Origin of the sequence: Mycobacterium colombiense (genome assembly GCF_003284935.1) — a bacterium.
In the GTDB taxonomy this organism is placed as follows: Bacteria; Actinomycetota; Actinomycetes; order Mycobacteriales; family Mycobacteriaceae; genus Mycobacterium; species Mycobacterium arosiense_A.
Genome location: NZ_QMEV01000034.1, coordinates 25,663 through 44,285, shown reverse-complemented (window position 1 = coordinate 44,285; position 18,623 = coordinate 25,663). Strand labels below are relative to the sequence as shown.

21 protein-coding genes are annotated in these 18,623 nt (G+C 67.1%); 14 read left to right on the top strand and 7 right to left on the bottom strand.

Going from position 1 to position 18,623, the window contains the following annotated elements:
- Nucleotides 1-3: 3 nt before the first annotated feature.
- The 7 genes from DQP57_RS27190 to DQP57_RS15890 all read left to right on the top strand — a co-directional run bounded on the left by DQP57_RS27190 (nt 4) and on the right by DQP57_RS15890 (nt 4,871).
- Nucleotides 4-648: a TetR/AcrR family transcriptional regulator gene (locus DQP57_RS27190; RefSeq protein WP_240631775.1), complete on the top strand. Its 645-nt coding sequence runs from the start codon at nt 4-6 to the stop codon at nt 646-648.
- A 68-nt stretch (nt 649-716) separates the two neighbouring features.
- Entirely contained in the window at nt 717-1,763 is a 1,047-nt protein-coding gene (locus DQP57_RS15915) for a zinc-binding alcohol dehydrogenase family protein (protein WP_112633868.1), read from the top strand.
- A 35-nt stretch (nt 1,764-1,798) separates the two neighbouring features.
- Entirely contained in the window at nt 1,799-2,683 is an 885-nt protein-coding gene (locus tag DQP57_RS15910; RefSeq protein ID WP_112633867.1) for a DUF427 domain-containing protein, read from the top strand.
- On the top strand, nt 2,680-3,108 hold the full coding sequence (locus tag DQP57_RS15905) for a VOC family protein (RefSeq protein WP_112633866.1): 429 nt from the start codon (nt 2,680-2,682) through the stop codon (nt 3,106-3,108). Before DQP57_RS15910 ends, DQP57_RS15905 begins: the two co-directional genes overlap by 4 nt.
- 39 nt (nt 3,109-3,147) lie before the next feature.
- A complete protein-coding gene (locus DQP57_RS15900; RefSeq protein WP_112633878.1) occupies nt 3,148-3,711 on the top strand; it encodes a TMEM175 family protein in 564 nt (187 codons plus the stop codon).
- Between the two features lies 1 nt (nt 3,712).
- Nucleotides 3,713-4,396: a haloacid dehalogenase type II gene (locus DQP57_RS15895; RefSeq protein ID WP_112633865.1), complete on the top strand. Its 684-nt coding sequence runs from the start codon at nt 3,713-3,715 to the stop codon at nt 4,394-4,396.
- 7 nt (nt 4,397-4,403) lie between these two features.
- Nucleotides 4,404-4,871, top strand: a complete 468-nt coding sequence (locus DQP57_RS15890) for a cupin domain-containing protein (protein ID WP_112633864.1) — start codon at nt 4,404-4,406, stop codon at nt 4,869-4,871.
- Here DQP57_RS15890 and DQP57_RS15885 read toward each other — a convergent pair.
- On the bottom strand, nt 4,865-5,263 hold the full coding sequence (locus DQP57_RS15885; protein WP_112633863.1) for a VOC family protein: 399 nt from the start codon (nt 5,261-5,263) through the stop codon (nt 4,865-4,867). The genes DQP57_RS15890 and DQP57_RS15885 overlap by 7 nt on opposite strands.
- A gap of 165 nt (nt 5,264-5,428) precedes the next feature.
- Between DQP57_RS15885 and DQP57_RS15880 the strand changes: the two genes are divergently transcribed.
- The gene (locus tag DQP57_RS15880; RefSeq protein WP_112633862.1) at nt 5,429-6,250 is read left to right on the top strand and encodes a GntR family transcriptional regulator; all 822 of its coding nucleotides are present in this window, start codon (nt 5,429-5,431) and stop codon (nt 6,248-6,250) included.
- A gap of 89 nt (nt 6,251-6,339) precedes the next feature.
- On the top strand, nt 6,340-6,807 hold the full coding sequence (locus DQP57_RS15875) for a YbjN domain-containing protein (RefSeq protein ID WP_112633861.1): 468 nt from the start codon (nt 6,340-6,342) through the stop codon (nt 6,805-6,807).
- Nucleotides 6,808-6,819: 12 nt separating this feature from the next.
- Here the strand turns inward: DQP57_RS15875 and DQP57_RS15870 are convergent, their stop codons facing one another.
- Nucleotides 6,820-7,893: an NAD-dependent epimerase/dehydratase family protein gene (locus DQP57_RS15870; RefSeq protein WP_112633860.1), complete on the bottom strand. Its 1,074-nt coding sequence runs from the start codon at nt 7,891-7,893 to the stop codon at nt 6,820-6,822.
- Nucleotides 7,894-8,041: 148 nt separating this feature from the next.
- On the opposite strand from DQP57_RS15870, the gene DQP57_RS15865 reads away from it, so the two are divergent.
- Nucleotides 8,042-8,857 carry a lysophospholipid acyltransferase family protein gene (locus tag DQP57_RS15865; protein ID WP_112633859.1) on the top strand — a complete coding sequence of 272 codons (816 nt, stop codon included), beginning with the start codon at nt 8,042-8,044 and terminating at the stop codon, nt 8,855-8,857.
- Nucleotides 8,858-8,906: 49 nt separating this feature from the next.
- Complete coding sequence (locus tag DQP57_RS15860) at nt 8,907-10,322, top strand: WS/DGAT/MGAT family O-acyltransferase (protein ID WP_205869144.1); 1,416 nt, start codon at nt 8,907-8,909, stop codon at nt 10,320-10,322.
- On the opposite strand, the gene purQ is transcribed toward DQP57_RS15860, so the two are convergent.
- From purQ to DQP57_RS15845, 3 genes are all read right to left on the bottom strand, one after another.
- On the bottom strand, nt 10,289-10,963 hold the full coding sequence (gene purQ / locus DQP57_RS15855; protein ID WP_112633857.1) for a phosphoribosylformylglycinamidine synthase subunit PurQ: 675 nt from the start codon (nt 10,961-10,963) through the stop codon (nt 10,289-10,291). The genes DQP57_RS15860 and purQ overlap by 34 nt on opposite strands.
- The gene (gene purS / locus DQP57_RS15850; protein ID WP_112633856.1) at nt 10,960-11,199 is read right to left on the bottom strand and encodes a phosphoribosylformylglycinamidine synthase subunit PurS; all 240 of its coding nucleotides are present in this window, start codon (nt 11,197-11,199) and stop codon (nt 10,960-10,962) included. The genes purQ and purS overlap by 4 nt, the downstream gene beginning before the upstream one ends.
- Before the next feature lie 64 nt (nt 11,200-11,263).
- Nucleotides 11,264-11,998, bottom strand: a complete 735-nt coding sequence (locus tag DQP57_RS15845) for an ATPase (protein WP_205869143.1) — start codon at nt 11,996-11,998, stop codon at nt 11,264-11,266.
- Between DQP57_RS15845 and DQP57_RS15840 the strand changes: the two genes are divergently transcribed.
- Entirely contained in the window at nt 11,975-12,613 is a 639-nt protein-coding gene (locus DQP57_RS15840; protein WP_112633854.1) for an MBL fold metallo-hydrolase, read from the top strand. The genes DQP57_RS15845 and DQP57_RS15840 overlap by 24 nt on opposite strands.
- A 66-nt stretch (nt 12,614-12,679) precedes the next feature.
- Here DQP57_RS15840 and DQP57_RS15835 read toward each other — a convergent pair whose 3' ends face one another.
- Both DQP57_RS15835 and DQP57_RS15830 read right to left on the bottom strand, forming a co-directional pair.
- Nucleotides 12,680-14,347 (bottom strand): FAD-binding dehydrogenase, encoded by a 1,668-nt coding sequence (locus DQP57_RS15835; protein ID WP_112633853.1) that lies wholly within the window; start codon nt 14,345-14,347, stop codon nt 12,680-12,682.
- 47 nt (nt 14,348-14,394) lie between these two features.
- Nucleotides 14,395-15,099: a DUF2334 domain-containing protein gene (locus DQP57_RS15830; protein WP_112633852.1), complete on the bottom strand. Its 705-nt coding sequence runs from the start codon at nt 15,097-15,099 to the stop codon at nt 14,395-14,397.
- Nucleotides 15,100-15,255: 156 nt separating this feature from the next.
- On the opposite strand from DQP57_RS15830, the gene DQP57_RS15825 reads away from it, so the two are divergent.
- Nucleotides 15,256-16,863, top strand: coding sequence for a DHA2 family efflux MFS transporter permease subunit (locus DQP57_RS15825; RefSeq protein WP_430919410.1), 1,608 nt, complete (start codon nt 15,256-15,258; stop codon nt 16,861-16,863).
- Nucleotides 16,864-17,004: 141 nt separating this feature from the next.
- Complete coding sequence (locus tag DQP57_RS15820) at nt 17,005-18,618, top strand: DHA2 family efflux MFS transporter permease subunit (protein WP_112633850.1); 1,614 nt, start codon at nt 17,005-17,007, stop codon at nt 18,616-18,618.
- The last annotated feature ends 5 nt before the right edge of the window (nt 18,619-18,623 follow it).

Genomic DNA, 18,623 nt, shown 5'->3' with positions numbered 1-18,623 from the left:
GAAGTGACCGAACGCAACCCATCGCGCTTCACCCGCAAGGGGCTGGCGACGCGCGCACGCATCACCGAGGCCGCCGCCCGGCTGATGTTCGAGCGGGGCGTCGCCAACACCAGCATCGACCAGGTACGGCGGGCCGCCGCGGTGGGCGGGTCCCAGATCTCCCACTACTTCGGCGACAAGCGCGACCTCACCCGCCACGTCGTCGATGTGCGCCGCAATGACGTTCGGGCCTTCCACACCCGGCCGGAGTTTGCCGGTCTCGACAGCCTGGATGCCCTGCAGGCGTGGGCCGATGCCTGCGTGGCCGACATCGACGCCGTGTACCGCGTCGGCGGTTGCGTCTACGGGTCTTTGGCCGGTGAGCTGATCGAGGCCGACCGCGAAATACACGACGACCTGGCGGCCGGATACGACCAATGGATCGACCTGTTCCGGACCGGCCTGGAGTCGATGCGGGAGCGCGGCGACCTGCGCCCGGAGGCCGATGCGCGGCATCTGGCCGTCTCCTTGGTCGCCGCCCACCAGGGCGGCGCGATGCTCACCCACGTCACCGGCGATCCGCAGCCGCTGCGGGCCGCCGTCAATGCCGCCGTCGGCTATGTGCGCTCCTTCGCCGCCCCTGGACATAGTGAGCGGGTACGCACATAATATTGGGTCAGTTGGCCCATTCGGTGTCGACCGACCGAGCATTGCTCCAACTGCGGGAGGGGCGGTAAGTGGCTGCCACCGATTCGCCCCGGCTGCCCACCGCACCGGCGGTAGTGCGCGAGCAACCCGGCGGGGAAACAATGCGCGCGATCATCCTGGAAAAGTTCGGCGGTCTGGACAGCCTGGTCTACACCGACATCCCCAAGCCGCTCCCCAAGGACGGCGAGGTCGTGATCGCGGTAAAGGGTTTCGGCATCAATCACGCCGAACTCCACATGCGTCGGGGGGAATGGGCCGAGGCCGCGGAGGTCAGTGGCATCGAATGTGTCGGCATCGTGGACTCCTGTCCTTCAGGCGAGTTCCCCGTCGGCGCCAAGGTGGCCGCGCTCATGGGCGGCCTCGGACGGAGCATCAACGGCAGCTATGCCGAATACACACGCGTGCGCGCGGCGAACGTCGCCCTCATCGAGTCCGAGCTGCCCTGGTCGCAATTGGCCGCGCTGCCCGAGACCTACGCCGTCGCCTGGACATGCCTGTTCCGCAACCTCAACCTGAAATCCGGGCAGACCCTGGTGTTGCGCGGTGCGACCTCATCCTTCGGCCAGGCCGCACTCAAGATGGCCGTGGCCGCCGGCGCGCGGGTCATCGCCACCGCGCGAAGCAGCCACCGCATCCCGATGCTGCAGGAGCTGGGCGCTTCGCGCGTGGAAGTGGAGCGGCGCGACCTCGCCGCTCACATCGCCGAAAGCAAACGGATTGACGCGGTGCTGGATCTCGTGGGCAACAGCACCATCCTCGACTCCCTCGACATGCTGCGTCGCGGCGGCACGGCATGCCTGGCCGGATGGCTGGGGGGACTCGATCCGATCGGCGACTTCAACCCGCTGCTGCGCATGGCCAGCGGCGTGAATTGGAACTTCTTCGGCAGCTTCGTCTTTGGGACTCCCGGCTTCCCGCTCTCGGACGTACCGCTGCAAGACATCGCCCGCCAGGTCGCCGACGGCGATCTGGACGCAGAGCCTTCGCGCATCTTTTCTTTCGACCAGATCCGCGAAGCGCACCGGGTGATGGAGGCGGGCGAAGCCGACGGAAAGATGGTCGTCGTCATGCAGTGACGCGACCGCGGGTTTCACGATGAAGGGACACGACGATGGGGCTGGCATGGCAGCAGGGTCCGCTTGCGACCGGATCGGTGGGACATTTCCTGACAGAGCAGCCGCTGCCCGAACGGCTGCTCTTCGCCGAGCCGCTACGGCGACGGATGAAAGTCCGGTTCGCGGACACGTGGATAGTCGACAGCGAAGACGTGGTCCTGTTGCATGAGCCGGGCCGCTACCCCGTCGCCTACTTTTCGCGCGACGAGATCGAGGCCGGAATTCTGGTCGCCGAGGATCGGATCACCCAACACCGCGACCTCGGCGAGACACAGTGGTTCAGCGTCAAAGTCGCCGACCGAGAGGTCAATCACGCCGCCTGGCAACACGTCGCACTCGGGTCGCACGCGAGAATCCTCGACGGCCGGGTGGCGTTTGCCTGGCGTGCGATGGATGCCTTCTACGAAGAAGAGGAACGGATCGTCGGGCATGCCGCGGACGCGTACCATCGCATCGACATCCGTTCGACGGCACGCCATCTCGTCGTGCGCGACGGCGACCGGGTGATCGCGGACAGCCACCGCCCGCTGGCGCTGTACGAATCGGGGTTTGCGCCGAGATGGTACGTGCCGCGCGAAGACACCGATGAGTCCGCACTCAAACTCGTTGATATCCAGACGTTTTGCCCCTACAAGGGGATCTGCTCCTACTACGACATCGGCGAGCGCCAGCGCGCGGCGTGGTCCTACGTCGATGCTTGGACCGAGGTGGTGCGGGTCCGCAACCTGGTTTCCTTCGAACCGGACAAAATCGACGTCTACCTCGACGGCAAGCAACTCCAGCTCGAACCCGGGCAAACCGTGATCCCGCACGGGGTGGACCGCGGGCTCGACACGGATGAGATCTTGGGGAAGAACGCGGCGACCGGGAGTGCGTCATGAGGGCGTCCCTCGAAGTCGTCATCCTGCCGGTCGTCGACCCCGATCGATCGCTGCGGTTCTATCGCGACCACATCGGCTTCGCCCTCGACGTCGATTACGCGCCCGCGCCCGGGTTTCGAGTCATCCAGCTGACACCCGAGGGCTCCGGCACCTCAATTCAATTCGGAGTGGGCCTGACCGATGCGGCACCCGGATCGATGCGAAACCTGTACCTGGTGGTGAGCGATATCGAGGAATGCCGCGCCGAATTGACCGGCCGCGGAGTCAATGTCAGCCAGATCCGCCACCAGGACACCGAGGGCGGGTGGCGCGGCGCTTTTGTTCCGGGCATCGATCCGGATCGAGCGGATTACGCCAGTTTCGCGGACTTTCGTGATCCCGACGGAAATACCTGGGTGCTGCAGGAACGAAACCACCACGCCTGAGGAGGCGCAGTGACCACGCGGAAAACCAGTCCCGATCGGGTGGGAGCATTCTCCGATGGCGTGTTCGCCGTACTCATCACGATCCTGGTCCTGGAGCTCAAACCGCCGAAGGCCTACACGTTCAGCGCCTTGCTGCCGGAGTGGCCCACCGGCCTGAGTTACGTGGTCAGTTATGTGTTCATCGCGATCGTGTGGGTGAACCATCATCACTTGTTCGGCTACGCCGAGGTTGCGACACCGCGACTGGTGTGGTCGAACTTTGCGCATCTGTTCTCGGTGTCGTTGATTCCGATCACGACGGAGTGGATCGCCGACAGCCGGTTGGCCGCCGCTCCCGTGACGCTGTACGCGTCGGTGTTCGTGCTGGTTAACGTCACCTATCTGGCGCTGTGTCAAGAAGTGGTCGATCGGCCCGCGCACGAAGACCTCACCGAGCGGATGCGCCGACTGTTGCGGATGAGATCGTTTCTCACCATCGGCGTCTTCGCCGCGGCGGCCGCCCTCGCGCTGCGGTGGCCGATAGCCGGAATGGTGCTGATCTGTCTATGTCTGGCGGGCTATCTGCGGCCTGACGTTCCCTCCCCCAGGAAAGCCGAGTCCTAGCATGCCGAAACCGTCCGTCCTGATCTTCGACGTCAACGAGACGCTGCTCGATATCGAGTCGATCGCACCGCTTTTCGGTGAGCTGTTCGGCGATGAAGGCGTGCTGCGCGACTGGTTCGCGCAGTTGATCATGTACTCGATGGCCCTCACGCTGGCCGACAACTACGTGACGTTTCCGGTGCTCGCCCAGGGGGCGCTGCGGATGCTGGGCGACATCCATCGAGTGGACGTCACCGACGACGACGTGGATCGCCTGAAGACCGCACTGCTGAGCATGCCGGCGCATCCCGATGCCGCCGAGGGGCTCGCCGCGCTGCGCGACAACGGTTTTCGTCTAGTCACGCTGACCAATTCGCCACCCAATCCGGATGGCCCGACGGCACTGCAAAGTTCCGGGCTGGCGGGCTATTTCGAACGCCAGCTGAGCGTCGATGCGCGCAGCGTGTTCAAGCCCTCACCCGCCGTGTACCGGTACGCGTGCGACACGATCGGCGTGGCCCCGGCCGACTGCATGATGGTGGCCGCCCACGTCTGGGACACCATCGGTGCGCAGAGTGTCGGCTTCGGTGGGGCTCTGATCACGCGGCGCGGCAACGCACCGCTGCCGGTGGACGGCGTGCCGCAGCCGAACATCGTCGTCGGCGACATACGCGAGCTCGCCGAGCGGCTCACGTCCGGACGATAATTGACCGATGGCCACCACAGACGGATTCCACCCAGACTTCGACGACACGGCGACACCGGTCCCACGCAACCGGGTGCGCCACATCAAGGCGTCCGAGATCAGCTCCGACACCGCACAGTCCGAGGGGCTGCGGCGCTTCGCGGCCCTGTCCGGCCGGTCAGTCGGCGCCGAGAAACTCTGGATGGGCGAGACGCACGCATCGCCGCGATCGGCTTCGGACAACCACCATCACGGTGATTCGGAAACCGCCATCTATGTGCGAAGCGGCAACCCGGAGTTCGTGTTTCACGACGGCACCGGCGAGGTCCGCATCGCCACCGCACCCGGCGACTACGTCTTCATCCCGCCGTTTCTGCCCCACCGGGAGGAAAACCCCGACCCCGACACCACCGCCGAGGTGGTGATCGCGCGCAGCACCCAGGAAGCCGTCGTGATCAACCTTCCCGCGCTGTATCCGCTGGCCGATCCTCAGTAAACGGCGATCTCGATCAGGTTCCCGTCGACGTCACGGCAGTAGTGCGAGGTCATCTCGCCCAGGGCTCCCACTTTGGTCACCGGCCCGGCGATCACCGCCACGCCACACGCGGCGAGATGGGCGCGGACGTCACCCGGGCTGGCCCGGGTGATAAAGCACAGGTCTTCGGAACCGGCCGCCTCGACGGACCCGGTGAACCAATCGGGGTCGTCGGCCGACGCCCCGACCGGTCGCAGATTGATCTTCTGGTCCCCGAAGCGCAGCGCCGTCCTGCGCGACGGCCCGAACGTCTCGCGCCGCATGCCCAACACCCGCTCATACCACGCGGCGGTGGCGTCGACGTCGCGGCAATTCACGACAATGTGGTCGAACCGTTCCACTGTGATCGACACGTCTCATCCTCCTGGCCTGTGCGCAGCCGTCCCCGCCCTTCGCCGGCTACCGACGCGCGAAACCCGTTCGGTGTCAGGGTAATCCGCTGAGCGGATAGACGACGAGGGCACGGACACCGGCGAGCTCGCTTTACGGCCGGCCAATGAAACGTTTTAATACATCTCGTGGCCCCCGATGAGCTGGATCTCGACGTCGCCGACCTCCGGATATCCCGCGGCAGCGTCCCGGCCAGCACCCAACTCGCCGAGGCCCTCAAGGCCGCGATCGTCAAACAGCGCCTGCCCCGCGGCGCGCGATTGCCCACCGAGCGAGAGCTCATCGATCGCACCCGGGTGAGCCGGGTGACCGTGCGCGCGGCGGTCGGGCTGCTCGAACGTCAGGGATGGCTGGTACGAAAGCAGGGCCTGGGCACCTTCGTCGCCAACCCGGTCAAACAAGAACTTGGCCCCGGGGTGCGCACCATTACCGAGGTATTGGCCGGCTCCGGCATCACGCCGAACGTCGACGTGTTGTCGCACCGCGTCGAAGATGCGCCGCAGCGAATCGCCGAAATACTCGGCCTGTCCAAAGTCCTCTGTGTCCACCGGCGCTTCCGCGACGGTGAGCAGCCGCTGGCCCTGATGATCGCTTACCTGCCAACCGGATTGGGCGAGGCCGTGCAACCGCTGCTGAAGAGCGCGATCGAGGAGCAGACCGCGCAGGCCATGGAAAGCACCTACACCATGTGGGAGCGCCGACTCGAGGTCCCCATCGCGCGGGCCAACTATGAGATTCATGCGGCCGGCGCATCGCTGGAGGTGGCCGGCGCCCTGAACCTGCCGCTCGGTTCTCCCGTGCTGGTCCTCGAACGCACCAGCTACGGCCATGACGACAAGCCCCTCGAGGTGGTCGAATTCCACTACCGCCCCGAGCGATACCGGTTCTCGGTCACGTTGCCGCGCACGGTGCCCGGCCCCGGCGCCGGCATCTTGGAACGGCGGGCGTGACGGCCACTCAGCGAATTCTCAACGAATTCTTTCCTACCGCATCGCCTGGCTCCCAGCCTCTGCAAAGCCATCGGCCGCAACATTTATTCATGACGAATGAGCAGCTGTGCGCGAACCTGGTCGAGCGTTACCTGCGCACCCGCGGTCGACGCTATTTTCGCGGCCACCACGACGGCGAATACTTCTTCGTCACCAGCGCTCCGCGGCGCCTGCACATCCACTTCGAGGTTTCGCCGGCGCATGACGACGTGCTGATCATCCGCGTCAGCCCCGGGTGCTACTTCCCGGCGGCCGACCGCCCCTGGCTGACGTACTTCGCCGACAGGTGGAACCGTCTTAACCGTCACGTCACCGCGATCGTGCACGGCTCGTCGGATCCGCAGCGCATCGGCGTGGTGGCCCGCAAGTCGCAATGGGTCCGAAACGACGTCTCGTTCAACGATTTCGCGTCGTTCGTCGACCGGACCATCGCGGACGCCACCGAGCTCTTCGAGGAGCTGAGCCCCACCGCCGAGTTGCCGTCCATCGAACGGTCGTGGTTGCGCGACGCCGGCTGAAGGCCGGGCGAGCTACTCAACCGACGGGGCATCCGGGCGCGGCTCGCCCAACTTGGCGCGTATCGCGCCCCACGGGTCGGCGTAGCGTCCCGGCGTATTGCGGTAGGCCGCACGACTTTTCAGGAATCGCCGCGCCAGCGGCGAAATCACCCGCATCGGGTAGCGCCGCCACCCCGCGGTGGCTCGCATCTCGGTGAGCATGTCCGGCCACGAGTGGTGCTGGAATTGCAGAACCTGTTGGGAGCGATCGGTATCCATCCAGTCCGTGACAAACCAGTCGTCGTCGCTGTCCGGATCGCCCGGGCGGCCCCCGGGCAAGACGTCGACCAGACCCCGCGCGGCCGCCAGCGCCTTGCCGACCTCCCCCTGGCGAAGCCGATGCGACTCGTCACCGGCGATCAGCAGCGTCTCACCGGCGACGTCGGCGGTCACCGCCGCCGCGAACGCGCGCGCGACGTCGCGCACGTCGACGGTGTGGATGCGACCATCGGTCGGCAGGGCGCTTTCGAAGTACAACGCGTCGACGCTGAACGGCATCGCGTCCGGCTCCACGCTCATCACCCCGGCCAGGCGCAAGATGACCCACTCGAGATCCGCGGATCGGATGTGCCGTTCGGCTTCGGCCTTGTGGGCACCGTAGAGGTCGGCCGGCTTCATCGGGGAGTCCGGACGTAACAGCTCGCGATGGCGGTGGGGGTTGCGCGCGCCGTACACGGCGTTGCTCGACGCCTGAATGAACCGCACCGGATGCGACCGCGATTGCGCCGCGCTCAGCAATGCGACGGTCGCGTCGACGTTGACGCGGCGCCCCAACGCGGGCTGGCGATAGATCACCGGCGGGATCACCGCGGCCAGGTGAACGATGGCCGTGGGCGACGTCGCGGCGAGCAGCCGATCAACCTGACCCGGGTCGGTCAGATCCGCCCAGTGCGCCTCGGCGCCGGCCGACAGCGACTTCGCGGCCTTGCGCTGGGCGGCGGTGCCGAGGTCGGTCGCGACGACCCGATGGCCGTCGGCAACCAGCCGCCGCACCGTCTGGGACCCGACCAGGCCGAAACCCCCAGTAACCAGAACCTTTTCGGACATGCTCCCCCACTGCTCGCTTGCCCCCCAGCAAACGGATATGACATTCTCCTAAATGGAGAGTAGCATATGCTAGCCAGGGGTCCAGGTTTGAGACCGGCGTCACACCGGCAACAAATAGCAAAGAGCGCAGTACGGACAGCGGGGAGCCATGACGGGCAACGGTGTGGAGGCGGCGGACAACCAGGAAACCGCCAAATGGGATCCGGCCTTCACCGAACAGGTCACCAAAGTGCTCGGGCCGGCCATCAAACGGTATTACCGCGCCGAGGTGCGCAACATCGACAACATCCCGCCCTCGGGCGGAGCCCTGGTGGTGTCCAATCACTCGGGCGGCATGCTGACCCCGGACGTGTTGATCTTCTCCCCCGCCTTCTACGAACGCTTCGGCTACGACCGGCCGGTCTACACCCTGGGCCACTACGGCCTGTTCATCGGCCCCTTGGACGGCTGGCTCCGCCGCCTCGGGGTGATCGAGGCCAGCCGCGAAAACGCCGCCACCGCACTGCATTCCGGCGCGGTGGTGCTGGTGTTCCCGGGTGGCGACTACGACTCCTACCGGCCGACCTTCAGCGCGAACACGATCGACTTCAATGGCCGCACCGGATACGTGCGGACCGCCATCGAAGCCGGAGTGCCCATCGTGCCGACGGTCTCGATCGGCGCCCAGGAGACCCAGCTGTTCTTGACCCGCGGCAACTGGCTGGCCCGCAAGCTGGGGCTGACCAAGGCCCGGATGGACATCCTGCCGATCAGCGTCGGCTTCCCGTTCGGGCTGAGCGTGATCTTCCCGCCCAACGTGCCCCTGCCGGCAAAGGTCGTCACCGAGGTTCTCGAGCCGATCGACATCACCGCCCAATTCGGCGAAGACCCCGACGTCGACGAAGTCGACACCCACGTGCGCGCCGTCATGGAGGCCGCGCTGCAGCGGCTGGCCGAGCAGCGCCGGTTCCCGATCCTGGGCTGACGATGACCGGGGCGTTTCGCCGGGATGCGTCGGCACGGGGAGGTGACCTGTGAAACGACTCAACGGTATGGACGCGATGCTGCTCTACAGCGAGACGCCCAACCTGCACACGCACACCCTGAAGGTGGCTGTCATCGACCCCGCGGACGTGGACGGCGAGTTCGGATTCGACGCCTTCCGCCGCCACGTGCGTCGCCGGCTCCATCTGCTGGAACCGTTGCGCTACAAGCTCGTTGACATCCCCTGGCATCTGCATCACCCGATGTGGCAGGAGAATTGCGAGGTCGACCTGGACTACCACCTGCGCCGAGTGCGGGTGCCCGCCCCGGGGGGGCGCCGCGAGCTCGACCAGGTGATCGGCGAGGTGGCGTCGGTTCCGCTGGACCGCAGCCGCCCGCTGTGGGAGTTCCATTTCGCCGAGGGGCTGGCCGGTGGGCGGTTCGCCTTGGTCGGCAAGGTCCATCACGCGCTGGCCGACGGCGTCGCCTCGGTCAACCTGCTGGCCCGCGCGATGGACCTGCGCGACGGGCGCACCGATGAGCGCGACAACGACGAAGCCGGCGTCACGATGTCCAACGCCGACCTGTTGCGCGCGGCGGCGCGCGACCATGTCCGGCAGATCGGCGAGCTGCCCGGGCTACTCAAGGACGCGGCCGTCGGGATGATGCGGGTGCGCCGCCGGTCCCGCGAGCGCGGCGATCACCCCGACCTGGCCGACGCGTTCGACGCACCGCCGACCTTCCTCAACCATGTCGTCTCGCCGCGGCGCTGGTTCGCCAGCACCTCGTTGTCGCTGCCCGAGGTCAAGGCGACGGCAAAAGCCTTGGGCATCACGGTGAACGACGTCGTGCTGGCGATGGCGGCCGGGGGGTTGCGAACGCTGTTGCTGGCCTATGACGGCGCGGCCGATCGGCCGATCATCGCCTCGGTCCCGACGGCCACCGACAAGTCGGACCGGATCACCGGCAACGAGATCAGCGGGCTGATGATCTCGTTGCCGGTCCACGTCGACGACGCCGTGGAACGGGCCCGCCTGGTCGCCCTGGCCACCAAGATCGCCAAGGAGGACCACGAAGTCCTGGGCCCGGAGCTCTACGGGAAAATGATGGCCTACCTGCCGAGCGCCTTCGCCCCCGCCGCGTTCCGATGGCTGGGCCTGCGCGACGCGCCGAACAAGCTGATGAACGTCGCGGTGTCCAGCGTCGTGGGCCCGCGCGAACGGGGCCACTTCGGCGGCGCGGCCGTCAGCGAGATCTACTCCACCGGCGTGCTGTCCCCCGGCGCCCCGGTCAACATCACCGTGTGGAGTTATGTCGACCGACTCGGCATCGCGGTGCTCACCGACGACCGGACTTTCAACGACCCGCACGAGGCCACCGACGCCATCGGCGCGTCCTTTGCCGAATTACGCGACGCCGCAGGGGTTTCCGCTCAGCCCGCGAGCACGCCGTCCAGCACCGAATAGAACAGGCCCAGGCCGTCATCCGACGGCCCGGTCAGCGCTTCGATGGCGTGCTCGGGATGCGGCATCAGACCCACCACGCGGCCGTTGGCGGAGCTCACCCCGGCGATGTCGTGCAGCGAGCCGTTGGCGTTCTCGTGGTAGCGGAACACCACCCGCCCCTCGCCCTCGAGCTCCTCGATCACCTCGGCGGGCGCCACGTAACGCCCCTCGCCGGATTTCAGCGGGACCAGCAGATCCGCGTCCGGCTCGAAGCGCGACGTCCACGCCGTCGAGGTCGAGGCCACCCGCAGCCACACGTCGCGACAGATGAAGTGCAGACCCACATTGCGCGTCAGGGCACCGGGTAGCAGTCCCGCCTCGCAGAGCACCTGAAAACCGTTGCAGATGCCCAACACCGGCATGCCGCCCCGGGCGGCCGCCACCACCTCGGTCATCACCGGGGCGAACCTGGCGATCGCACCGGCCCGCAGGTAGTCACCGTAGGAGAAGCCGCCGGGCACCACCACGGCGTCGACGCCCTTGAGATCGGCGTCGGCGTGCCAGAGGCTGACCGGCTCGGCCCCGACGCGGCGCGCCGCGCGGGCGGCGTCCACGTCGTCGAGCGTGCCGGGAAAGGTGATGATCCCGATGCGTGCCGTCACGGTGTCTCCCGGCTGATGGACCAGTCCTCGATCACCGTGTTCGCCAGCAGCGATTCGGCGATCTCGGCGAGCGCCGAATCATCGACGCTGTCGTCGACTTCGAGCTCAAAGCGTTTGCCTTGCCGCACTTCCGAGATTCCCGGATGTCCGAGCCGACCCAGCGCGCCGACAATCGCCTGACCCTGCGGGTCGAGAATCTCCGCTTTGGGCATCACGCTTACGATCACCCGGGCCACCGGCGCTCCTCCTGAAAAGTTGGCGTTTCCGCGCCAACTCTACCGGCGAAAGCGCAGCTCGGGGTCACGGGCACGAGCCAATGTAGGCCTCGCACAGCGGCGCGCTCATGGCGCCCAGCACCGGATCGTCCGCCATCGCCGGCCAGGACGCCTGCGGCGGCGCCGTCGACCAGAGCGTGACCTCGCTGATTGTGCTGCTGGCCGGGTGGGCGAACAGATAGGTGTGCATCACCACCGGGCCGCTGATCACGGCGGCCATCCGGTTCGTCTCGTCGCTGGTCAGCGACGGCGACTCCTGGGGTGCGCGCTGCTGGCAGGCCCGCAGCGCGGCGACGGCGTTGCTGAACGCCGTGACCGCGGTCGCGCCGCCGCGGGCCGTGTCACCACGCCAGTGCAAGATCTGGGCCTGCAGTTGCCACTGCCCGTCGGGATGCTGAACCGTCGAGCGCGCCGCGACGGCCGACTCACGAGAGTCCTGCGGTATCGCCGGCGCCGCGCACAGCTCCTCGAACCGGAAACGCGGCGCGGGCGCCGAACCGGTCGTCTGCACCGCCTGGCCGGCCAGCGCGGGCCAGTGATACACGGCGTCCAGCGGCACCGCATGCTGATCGATCCACGCGGTGTTGGGGATCCGATCGCACAGCGCCGGGCACGTCTCCGGCTCGGCGTGCGCGGGAATGACGACAACCAGGGCGACCGCGAAGCTGCCGGCGACCAGCATCGTGGCCAGGATCATGCGTATCGGCAGCGTGTCCATCAAGGCACAATCGTAGATATGCAACTGACGCATTTCGGCCATTCGTGCCTACTTGCCGAGTTCGACCACACCCGCGTGCTCTTTGACCCCGGTACCTTCGCGCACGGCTTCGAGGGAATCACCGGCTTGACCGCCATCTTGATCACCCATCAGCATCCCGACCATGTCGACGTCAACCGGCTGCCGGCACTGCTGGAGGGTAACCCGGACGCGGTGCTCTACGCCGACCCGCAGACCACCGCGCAACTGGGCGCGCCCTGCCGGGCGGTCCATGTCGGCGACGAGCTGAAGATCGGTGAACTGACCGTGCGCGCCGTCGGCGGCAAGCACGCGGTCATCCACCCCGAAATCCCTGTGATAGAAAACATTTCGTTTCTGGTGGGCGACGCCGACCATCGTGCCCGGCTGATGCACCCCGGTGACGCGCTGTTCGTGCCCGACGAGCCGGTGGACGTCTTGGCCACGCCCGCGGCCGCGCCGTGGATGAAGGTGTCCGAGGCGGTCGACTACCTGCGTGCGGTGGCCCCCCAGCGGGCCGTTCCCATTCATCAGGGGATCATCGCCCCGGACGCGCGGGGCATCTACTACGGACGCTTGACGGAGATGACCAGCACCGACTTCCAGGTGCTGCCCGAGGAAGACGCCGTCACGTTCTAGCGGGTTCGCGATTGGCTCGTGTCATGCTGGCGTGACGCTCGCGGTCCGGCGGGCCACATCAGCCCGCTACGTGATGTCGTCGGCGGCGCCGCGCCCGGCGGCGCGCCCGGAGAAGATGCAGCCGCCCAAAAAGGTGCCCTCCAGCGCGCGATAGCCGTGCACGCCGCCTCCCCCGAACCCGGCGACCTCGCCGGCGGCATACAGACCGCTCAACGGCGTGCCGTCGGCCTTCAGCACCCGCGAGGCCAGGTCGGTTTCGATGCCGCCCAACGTTTTTCGGGTCAGGATATGCAGCTTGACCGCGATCATCGGCCCGGCCTTGGGATCGGTCAGTCGATGCGGGGCGACCACCCGCCCCAGCCGATCACCCAAATAGTTGCGGGCGGCGCGGATCGCCGTGATCTGCCCGTCCTTGCTGAACTTGTTGGCCACTTCCCGATCCCGCGCGGTGACCTCGGCCTCGACCGTCGCGTAGTCCAGCGGCTGCACATCGGGCAGCTTGTTCATCGCAGTCACCAAGTCTCGCAACGAGTCCGCGCTGACGAAGTCCACGCCGCGGTCGACAAACGCCTGCACCGGTCCCGGCGGCCCGGAGCTGGCCCGGTTGCGCAGCAGCTGGCGAATGCTCTGCCCGGTCAGGTCAGGATTCTGTTCCTGCCCGGAGAGCGCGAATTCCTTCTCAATGATCTTGGCGTTCAACACAAACCAGGTGTAATCAAACCCGGATTTGGTGATGTACTCCAAGGTGCCCAGCGTGTCGAAGCCCGGATACAGCGGCACCGGCAACCGGTTGCCGTTCGCGTCCAGCCACAGCGACGACGGGCCGGGGATGATGCGGATGCCGTGCAGCGGCCAGATCGGGTCGTAGTTGGTGATGCCCTCGACGTAGTGCCACATGCGGTCGGGGTTGATCACCCGCGCGCCGGCCCGCTGCGAAATCCCGATCATCCGGCCGTCGACATGGGCCGGCACCCCGCTGAGCAGTTGCTCGGGGACGCGGCCCATGCGTGTGGGCCAATTTTTGCGCACCAGCTCGTGATTGGCCCCGATGCCACCACTGGTGACGATCACGGCATCGGCACGAAACTCGAACTGACCTAACGCTTTTCGCGACGACGCGACGCCCCGCGGGGTGGCGGAGGGCTCCAGCACGGCGCCCCGCACGCCGGTCACCGCCTCGCCCTCGACGATCAACTCGTCGACCTGATGGCGATGCGCGAAGCGCACCGATGAGCGGTCGCGCAACTGACGGGCGAAGATCTCCACCAGCGCCGGCCCGGTTCCCCAGGTGATGTGGAAGCGGGGAACCGAATTGCCGTGTCCCTGTGCGCCATACCCGCCGCGTTCCGCCCAGCCCACCAACGGGAACAGTTTGAGCCCCCGCGAACGCAACCAACTGCGTTTCTCCCCCGCGGCGAAATCGACGTAGGCGTGCGCCCATTGGCGTGGCCAATAATCCTCGGGCCGGTCGAACGCCGCCGTGCCGAGCCAGTCCTGCAACGCCAATTCGTGGCTGTCGCGGATGCCCAACCGGCGCTGCTCGGGGCTGTCGACGAAGAAGAGCCCTCCGAAGGACCAGAAGGCCTGACCGCCGAGGTTGGCGCTGTTCTCCTGGTCGACGATGAGCACCCGCAAGCCGCGATCCACCAGTTCGCACGCGGCGACCAGGCCGGCCAGGCCCGCCCCGACGACGATGGCATCAGCGCCGAACCCCGCAACCGAAGAATCGCTCATGTCGGACCAGGGTAATGCCCCGACGAGCAGGTCAGGCGGTCGCTGCCTCAGGCGGCGTCGAGCACGGCCCTGGCCTGATCCCAGCGGTACACGCTGGGGGCGCAGCCGTGCATCAACGCCAGGTCGACCGCGTCCACCATGGCCTGCAGCGGCCCGGGTTTCCGTAGGTGACGCGCCGCGACGGCAACGCGCACGACGCCACCGCGCCGAGCGATCCGTTCGGCGGACAGCACCACCATCCGGCACCACCACGGCTCGGTGAGGAAGCCTTCGCCGATGCCGAGCACTCGGGCGCGCACGGTGGTGTGACGGACCAGATCGGTGATCCCGTGCAGATCGGCTAGCAACCGGAACCCGTTGCCCGGCAACGCTTTCACGACGCCCGGCGACACCACCCAGCCGGGCGCCGCGAACAGCCGGGTGCGCAGCCCGAGGTGCTCGAGCACCCGGTCGGCGGCCATCAATCGCAGATTGGCCTCGTGCGCCCGCAATATCGCGAACTCGCCGCGGCGCTTCTTCGTGACCGCGTCGTCGTAGCCGTGCAGCACGATGGCGTCACCGCCGGCGCGCCGGGTGGTCAGCCACTCGACGGTTCCCGGGTCGTGGTCGAGCCGGTAGTCGCCGGACAGGCGGGGTGCCACGAGTAACGACACCGGTACCGTGCGGGCGTCCATTTGCGCGCAGAACGCCTCGACGTCAGGCAGGGTGCGTTCACCGATCCCCGAGACCGAGACGATCAATTTTCCAGACACACCAGCAGTTTGCCGATCCCAAGTGTCGGAATGGTGAAGGACACGCAGACAGCAGGCGTATATGCACGCGCCAAGCCCGATAACTGATTTCGGCGACCGGACGAATTCGCGCAGGCCGCCGACGCCGCAAGCGCCAGGCCCGGCGATCAGTTCGATATGCTAAGCAACGCCATGGACGAGGCCTCGTATGCGGCGGCCAAAACGCCGCCGCCCCACGCCCCGGGTGTCGAGGAACGGGTATATCCCGACAAGCTCGATGCCGCGCTGTTGCGGATCTCCGGCGTGTGCATCTTGGCCACGGTGATGGCGATCCTGGACGTCACGGTCGTCAGCGTCGCCCAGCGAACCTTCATCGATCAGTTCGCGTCCTCGCAGGCCGTGGTGGCCTGGACGATGACCGGCTACACGCTCGCGTTGGCGACCGTGATCCCGATAACCGGGTGGGCCGCCGACCGGTTCGGCACCAAACGCCTGTTCATCGGATCGGTGGTGGCCTTCATCCTGGGCTCGTTGCTGTGCGCGATCGCGTCAAACATCCTGCAGCTCATCGTCTTTCGGATGGTGCAGGGAATCGGCGGCGGCATGCTGCTGCCGTTGGGGTTCATGATCCTGACCCGCGAAGCGGGCCCGGGACGGCTCGGGCGCCTGATGTCGATCCTGAGCATCCCGATGCTGCTCGCCCCGATCGGCGGCCCGATCCTGGGCGGCTGGCTGATCGACACCTCGAGCTGGCGATGGATCTTTCTGATCAACGTCCCGATCGGATTCCTCACCGTCGCGCTCGCCGCCATCGTGTTTCCGCGCGATCACCCCGCGCGCTCAGAAACCTTCGACGCCGTCGGCGTGCTGCTGCTCTCGCCGGGCCTGGCGATGTTCCTGTTCGCGGCGTCCTCGGTACCGGGTCGGGGCACCGTGGCCGACCGCCACGTGGTGATACCGGCGATCATCGGCCTGGCGTTGATCGCGGGCTTCGTCGTGCACGCCTGGCATCACGCCCATCACCCGCTGATCGATCTGCGCCTGTTCCGCAATCCCGTGCTCACCCACGCCAACGTGACGATGCTGGTCTTCGCCGGGGCGTTCTTCGGCGCCGGCCTGCTGCTCCCCAGCTACTTTCAGCAGGTGCTGCACCAGACGCCGATGCAGGCGGGCGTGCACATGATCCCGCAGGGGCTGGGCGCCATGCTGACCATGCGGCTGACCGGCCCGCTGGTGGACCGGCAGGGCCCGGGCAAAATCGTGCTGGTCGGGATTGCGCTGATCACCGCCGGCCTGAGCGCCTTCGCCGTCGGGGTGGCCACCCAGGCCCACTATCTGCCGACGCTGCTGGTGGGGCTGGCGATCATGGGCCTGGGCATGGGCTGCACCATGATGCCGCTGTCGGTCGCGTCGGTGCAGGCGCTCGCGCCCCATCAGATCGCCCGGGGGACGACGCTGATGAGCGTGAGCCACCAGGTGGGCGGCTCGGTGGGAACCGCGTTGATGTCGATGATCCTGACGAATCAGTTCAATCGGAGCCCGGACATCGTCGCAGCAAACAAGCTTGCCGCGCTGCACCAGAAGTCGGCCGTCAACGGGGTGCCCGTCGACCAGACCGCGATACCCCCGCAGTCGCTCGCGCCCGGCTTTTGGAGCAATGTCGTGCACGATCTTTCCCACGCCTATACGGCGGTATTCGTGATTGCCGTGGCGCTGGTGGTTTGCACGTTCATTCCGGCGTGGTTTCTGCCGAAAAAACCCGCAAGCGAAACCGCCGCCGAATAATATGTTCGCCCAGGTAGGACCGCCACCAGCCCGTTTATCGGTTTAGTCGCGGTCGCGGCACAAATCGGCGCGCGGTGAATTACACGCGTGCTAATAGGCGAATACGCGTAAAAACGCTTCAGCCGGGGCAACCCTGTGGATATGCTCAGCGGCGCCATGCAGAAGACCCGTTCCGCAAGCTTCAACGTCCCGTTGCCGACCGCTCCGGGACCCTCGCTGCGCGCCGACGAATATCCCGACAAGCTGGACGCGGCGCTGTTCCGGATCGCCGGGGTGTGCGGACTGGCCTGCATCATGGCGGTGCTCGACAGCACCGTCGTCGCCGTCGCGCAACGCACCTTCATCGCGCAGTTCGGGTCCACCCAGGCCGTCGTCTCGTGGACGATCGCCGGCTACATGCTCGCGTTCGCCACCGTGATCCCGGTTACCGGATGGGCGGCGGATCGGTTCGGCACCAAACGACTCTTCATGGGTTCGGTGCTGATCTTCACGGTGGGATCGCTGCTGTGCGCGATCGCGCCGAACATCTTGCTGCTCATCCTGTTCCGGGTGGTCCAGGGCATCGGCGGCGGCATGCTGCTGCCGCTCAGCTTCGTCATCCTGACGCGCGAGGCGGGACCGAAACGGGTCGGTCGGCTGATGGCGGTGGGGGGAATCCCGATTCTGCTCGGCCCCATCGGTGGGCCGATCCTGGGCGGCTGGCTGATCGGCGCGTACGGCTGGAAATGGATCTTCCTGATCAACCTGCCGATCGGGCTGACGGCGTTCGCGCTCGCGGCGATCATGTTTCCGAAAGACCGCTCCGCCCCGTCGGAGGCCCTCGACATCACCGGCGCGCTGCTCCTCTCGCCCGGCGTGGCGATCTTTTTGTGCGGGGTGTGTTCCATCCCGGGACGACACACCATCGCCGATCGCTACGTGTTGGTGCCCGCGCTCGCCGGCCTGGGCCTGATCGCCGCGTTCATCCTGCATGCCTGGTATCGGACCGATCACCCCCTGATCGACCTGCGGCTGTTCCGCAACCCGGTGGTCACCCAGGTCAATGTCACGCTGCTGGTGTTCGGGGCCGCCTCGGTGGGCGTCGGCCTGCTCGTGCCCAGTTTCTTTCAGATCGTCGGGCACGAGACGCCGATGCAGTCGGGTCTGCACATGCTGCCGATCGGGATCGGTGCGGTGCTGACCATGCCGCTCGGCGGCGCCTTCATGGACAGACGCGGCCCCGGCAACATCGTGCTCATCGGCCTGCCGCTGATGGCGGTGGGCCTGGGCGTCTTCACCTACGGGGTCGCCAGCCAGGCCGCGTACTCACCGGTTCTGCTGACGGGCCTCGCGATCATGGGTCTGGGTATCGGCCTCACCACCACGCCGCTGTCCGCGGCGCTCATGCAGGCGCTGGCCCCGCATCAGGTCGCCCGCGGGACGACGCTGATCAGCGTCAACCAGCAGGTGGGCGGATCCATCGGGGCCGCGCTGATGGCGGTGATCCTGACCAACCAGTTCAATCGCAACGAGGCCCTGATGGCGGCGAACGAGATGGGCGGGGCCCGCCCCGGCGCCGGCAAGCGGGGCCTGCCGGTCGATCCCTCGGGCGTCCCGCAGCAGCAGCTCGCCCCCGACCTGGCCAGCCACGTGTCCCACCACTTGGCGCACGCCTACGCGGTGGTGTTCGTGCTGGCCGTCGTGCTGGTGGCGTTCACCATCGTCCCGGCGTCGTTCCTGCCCAAGAAGCCGCCGACCCCGCCGGTGGGCGACTAGCGCGA

Bases quoted from the DNA above. Each gene is read 5' to 3' on its own strand.
- DQP57_RS15840 (WP_112633854.1), top strand. From the start codon at position 11,975: ATGCAACTGACGCATTTCGGCCATTCGTGCCTACTTGCCGAGTTCGAC.
- DQP57_RS15835 (WP_112633853.1), bottom strand. From the start codon at position 14,347: ATGAGCGATTCTTCGGTTGCGGGGTTCGGCGCTGATGCCATCGTCGTC.
- DQP57_RS15865 (WP_112633859.1), top strand. From the start codon at position 8,042: ATGACGGGCAACGGTGTGGAGGCGGCGGACAACCAGGAAACCGCCAAA.
- DQP57_RS15890 (WP_112633864.1), top strand. From the start codon at position 4,404: ATGGCCACCACAGACGGATTCCACCCAGACTTCGACGACACGGCGACA.
- DQP57_RS15910 (WP_112633867.1), top strand. From the start codon at position 1,799: ATGGGGCTGGCATGGCAGCAGGGTCCGCTTGCGACCGGATCGGTGGGA.
- DQP57_RS15870 (WP_112633860.1), bottom strand. From the start codon at position 7,893: ATGTCCGAAAAGGTTCTGGTTACTGGGGGTTTCGGCCTGGTCGGGTCC.
- DQP57_RS15845 (WP_205869143.1), bottom strand. From the start codon at position 11,998: ATGGCCGAAATGCGTCAGTTGCATATCTACGATTGTGCCTTGATGGAC.
- DQP57_RS15820 (WP_112633850.1), top strand. From the start codon at position 17,005: ATGCTCAGCGGCGCCATGCAGAAGACCCGTTCCGCAAGCTTCAACGTC.
- DQP57_RS15875 (WP_112633861.1), top strand. From the start codon at position 6,340: ATGACGAATGAGCAGCTGTGCGCGAACCTGGTCGAGCGTTACCTGCGC.
- DQP57_RS15825 (WP_430919410.1), top strand. From the start codon at position 15,256: ATGCTAAGCAACGCCATGGACGAGGCCTCGTATGCGGCGGCCAAAACG.
- DQP57_RS15895 (WP_112633865.1), top strand. From the start codon at position 3,713: ATGCCGAAACCGTCCGTCCTGATCTTCGACGTCAACGAGACGCTGCTC.
- DQP57_RS15905 (WP_112633866.1), top strand. From the start codon at position 2,680: ATGAGGGCGTCCCTCGAAGTCGTCATCCTGCCGGTCGTCGACCCCGAT.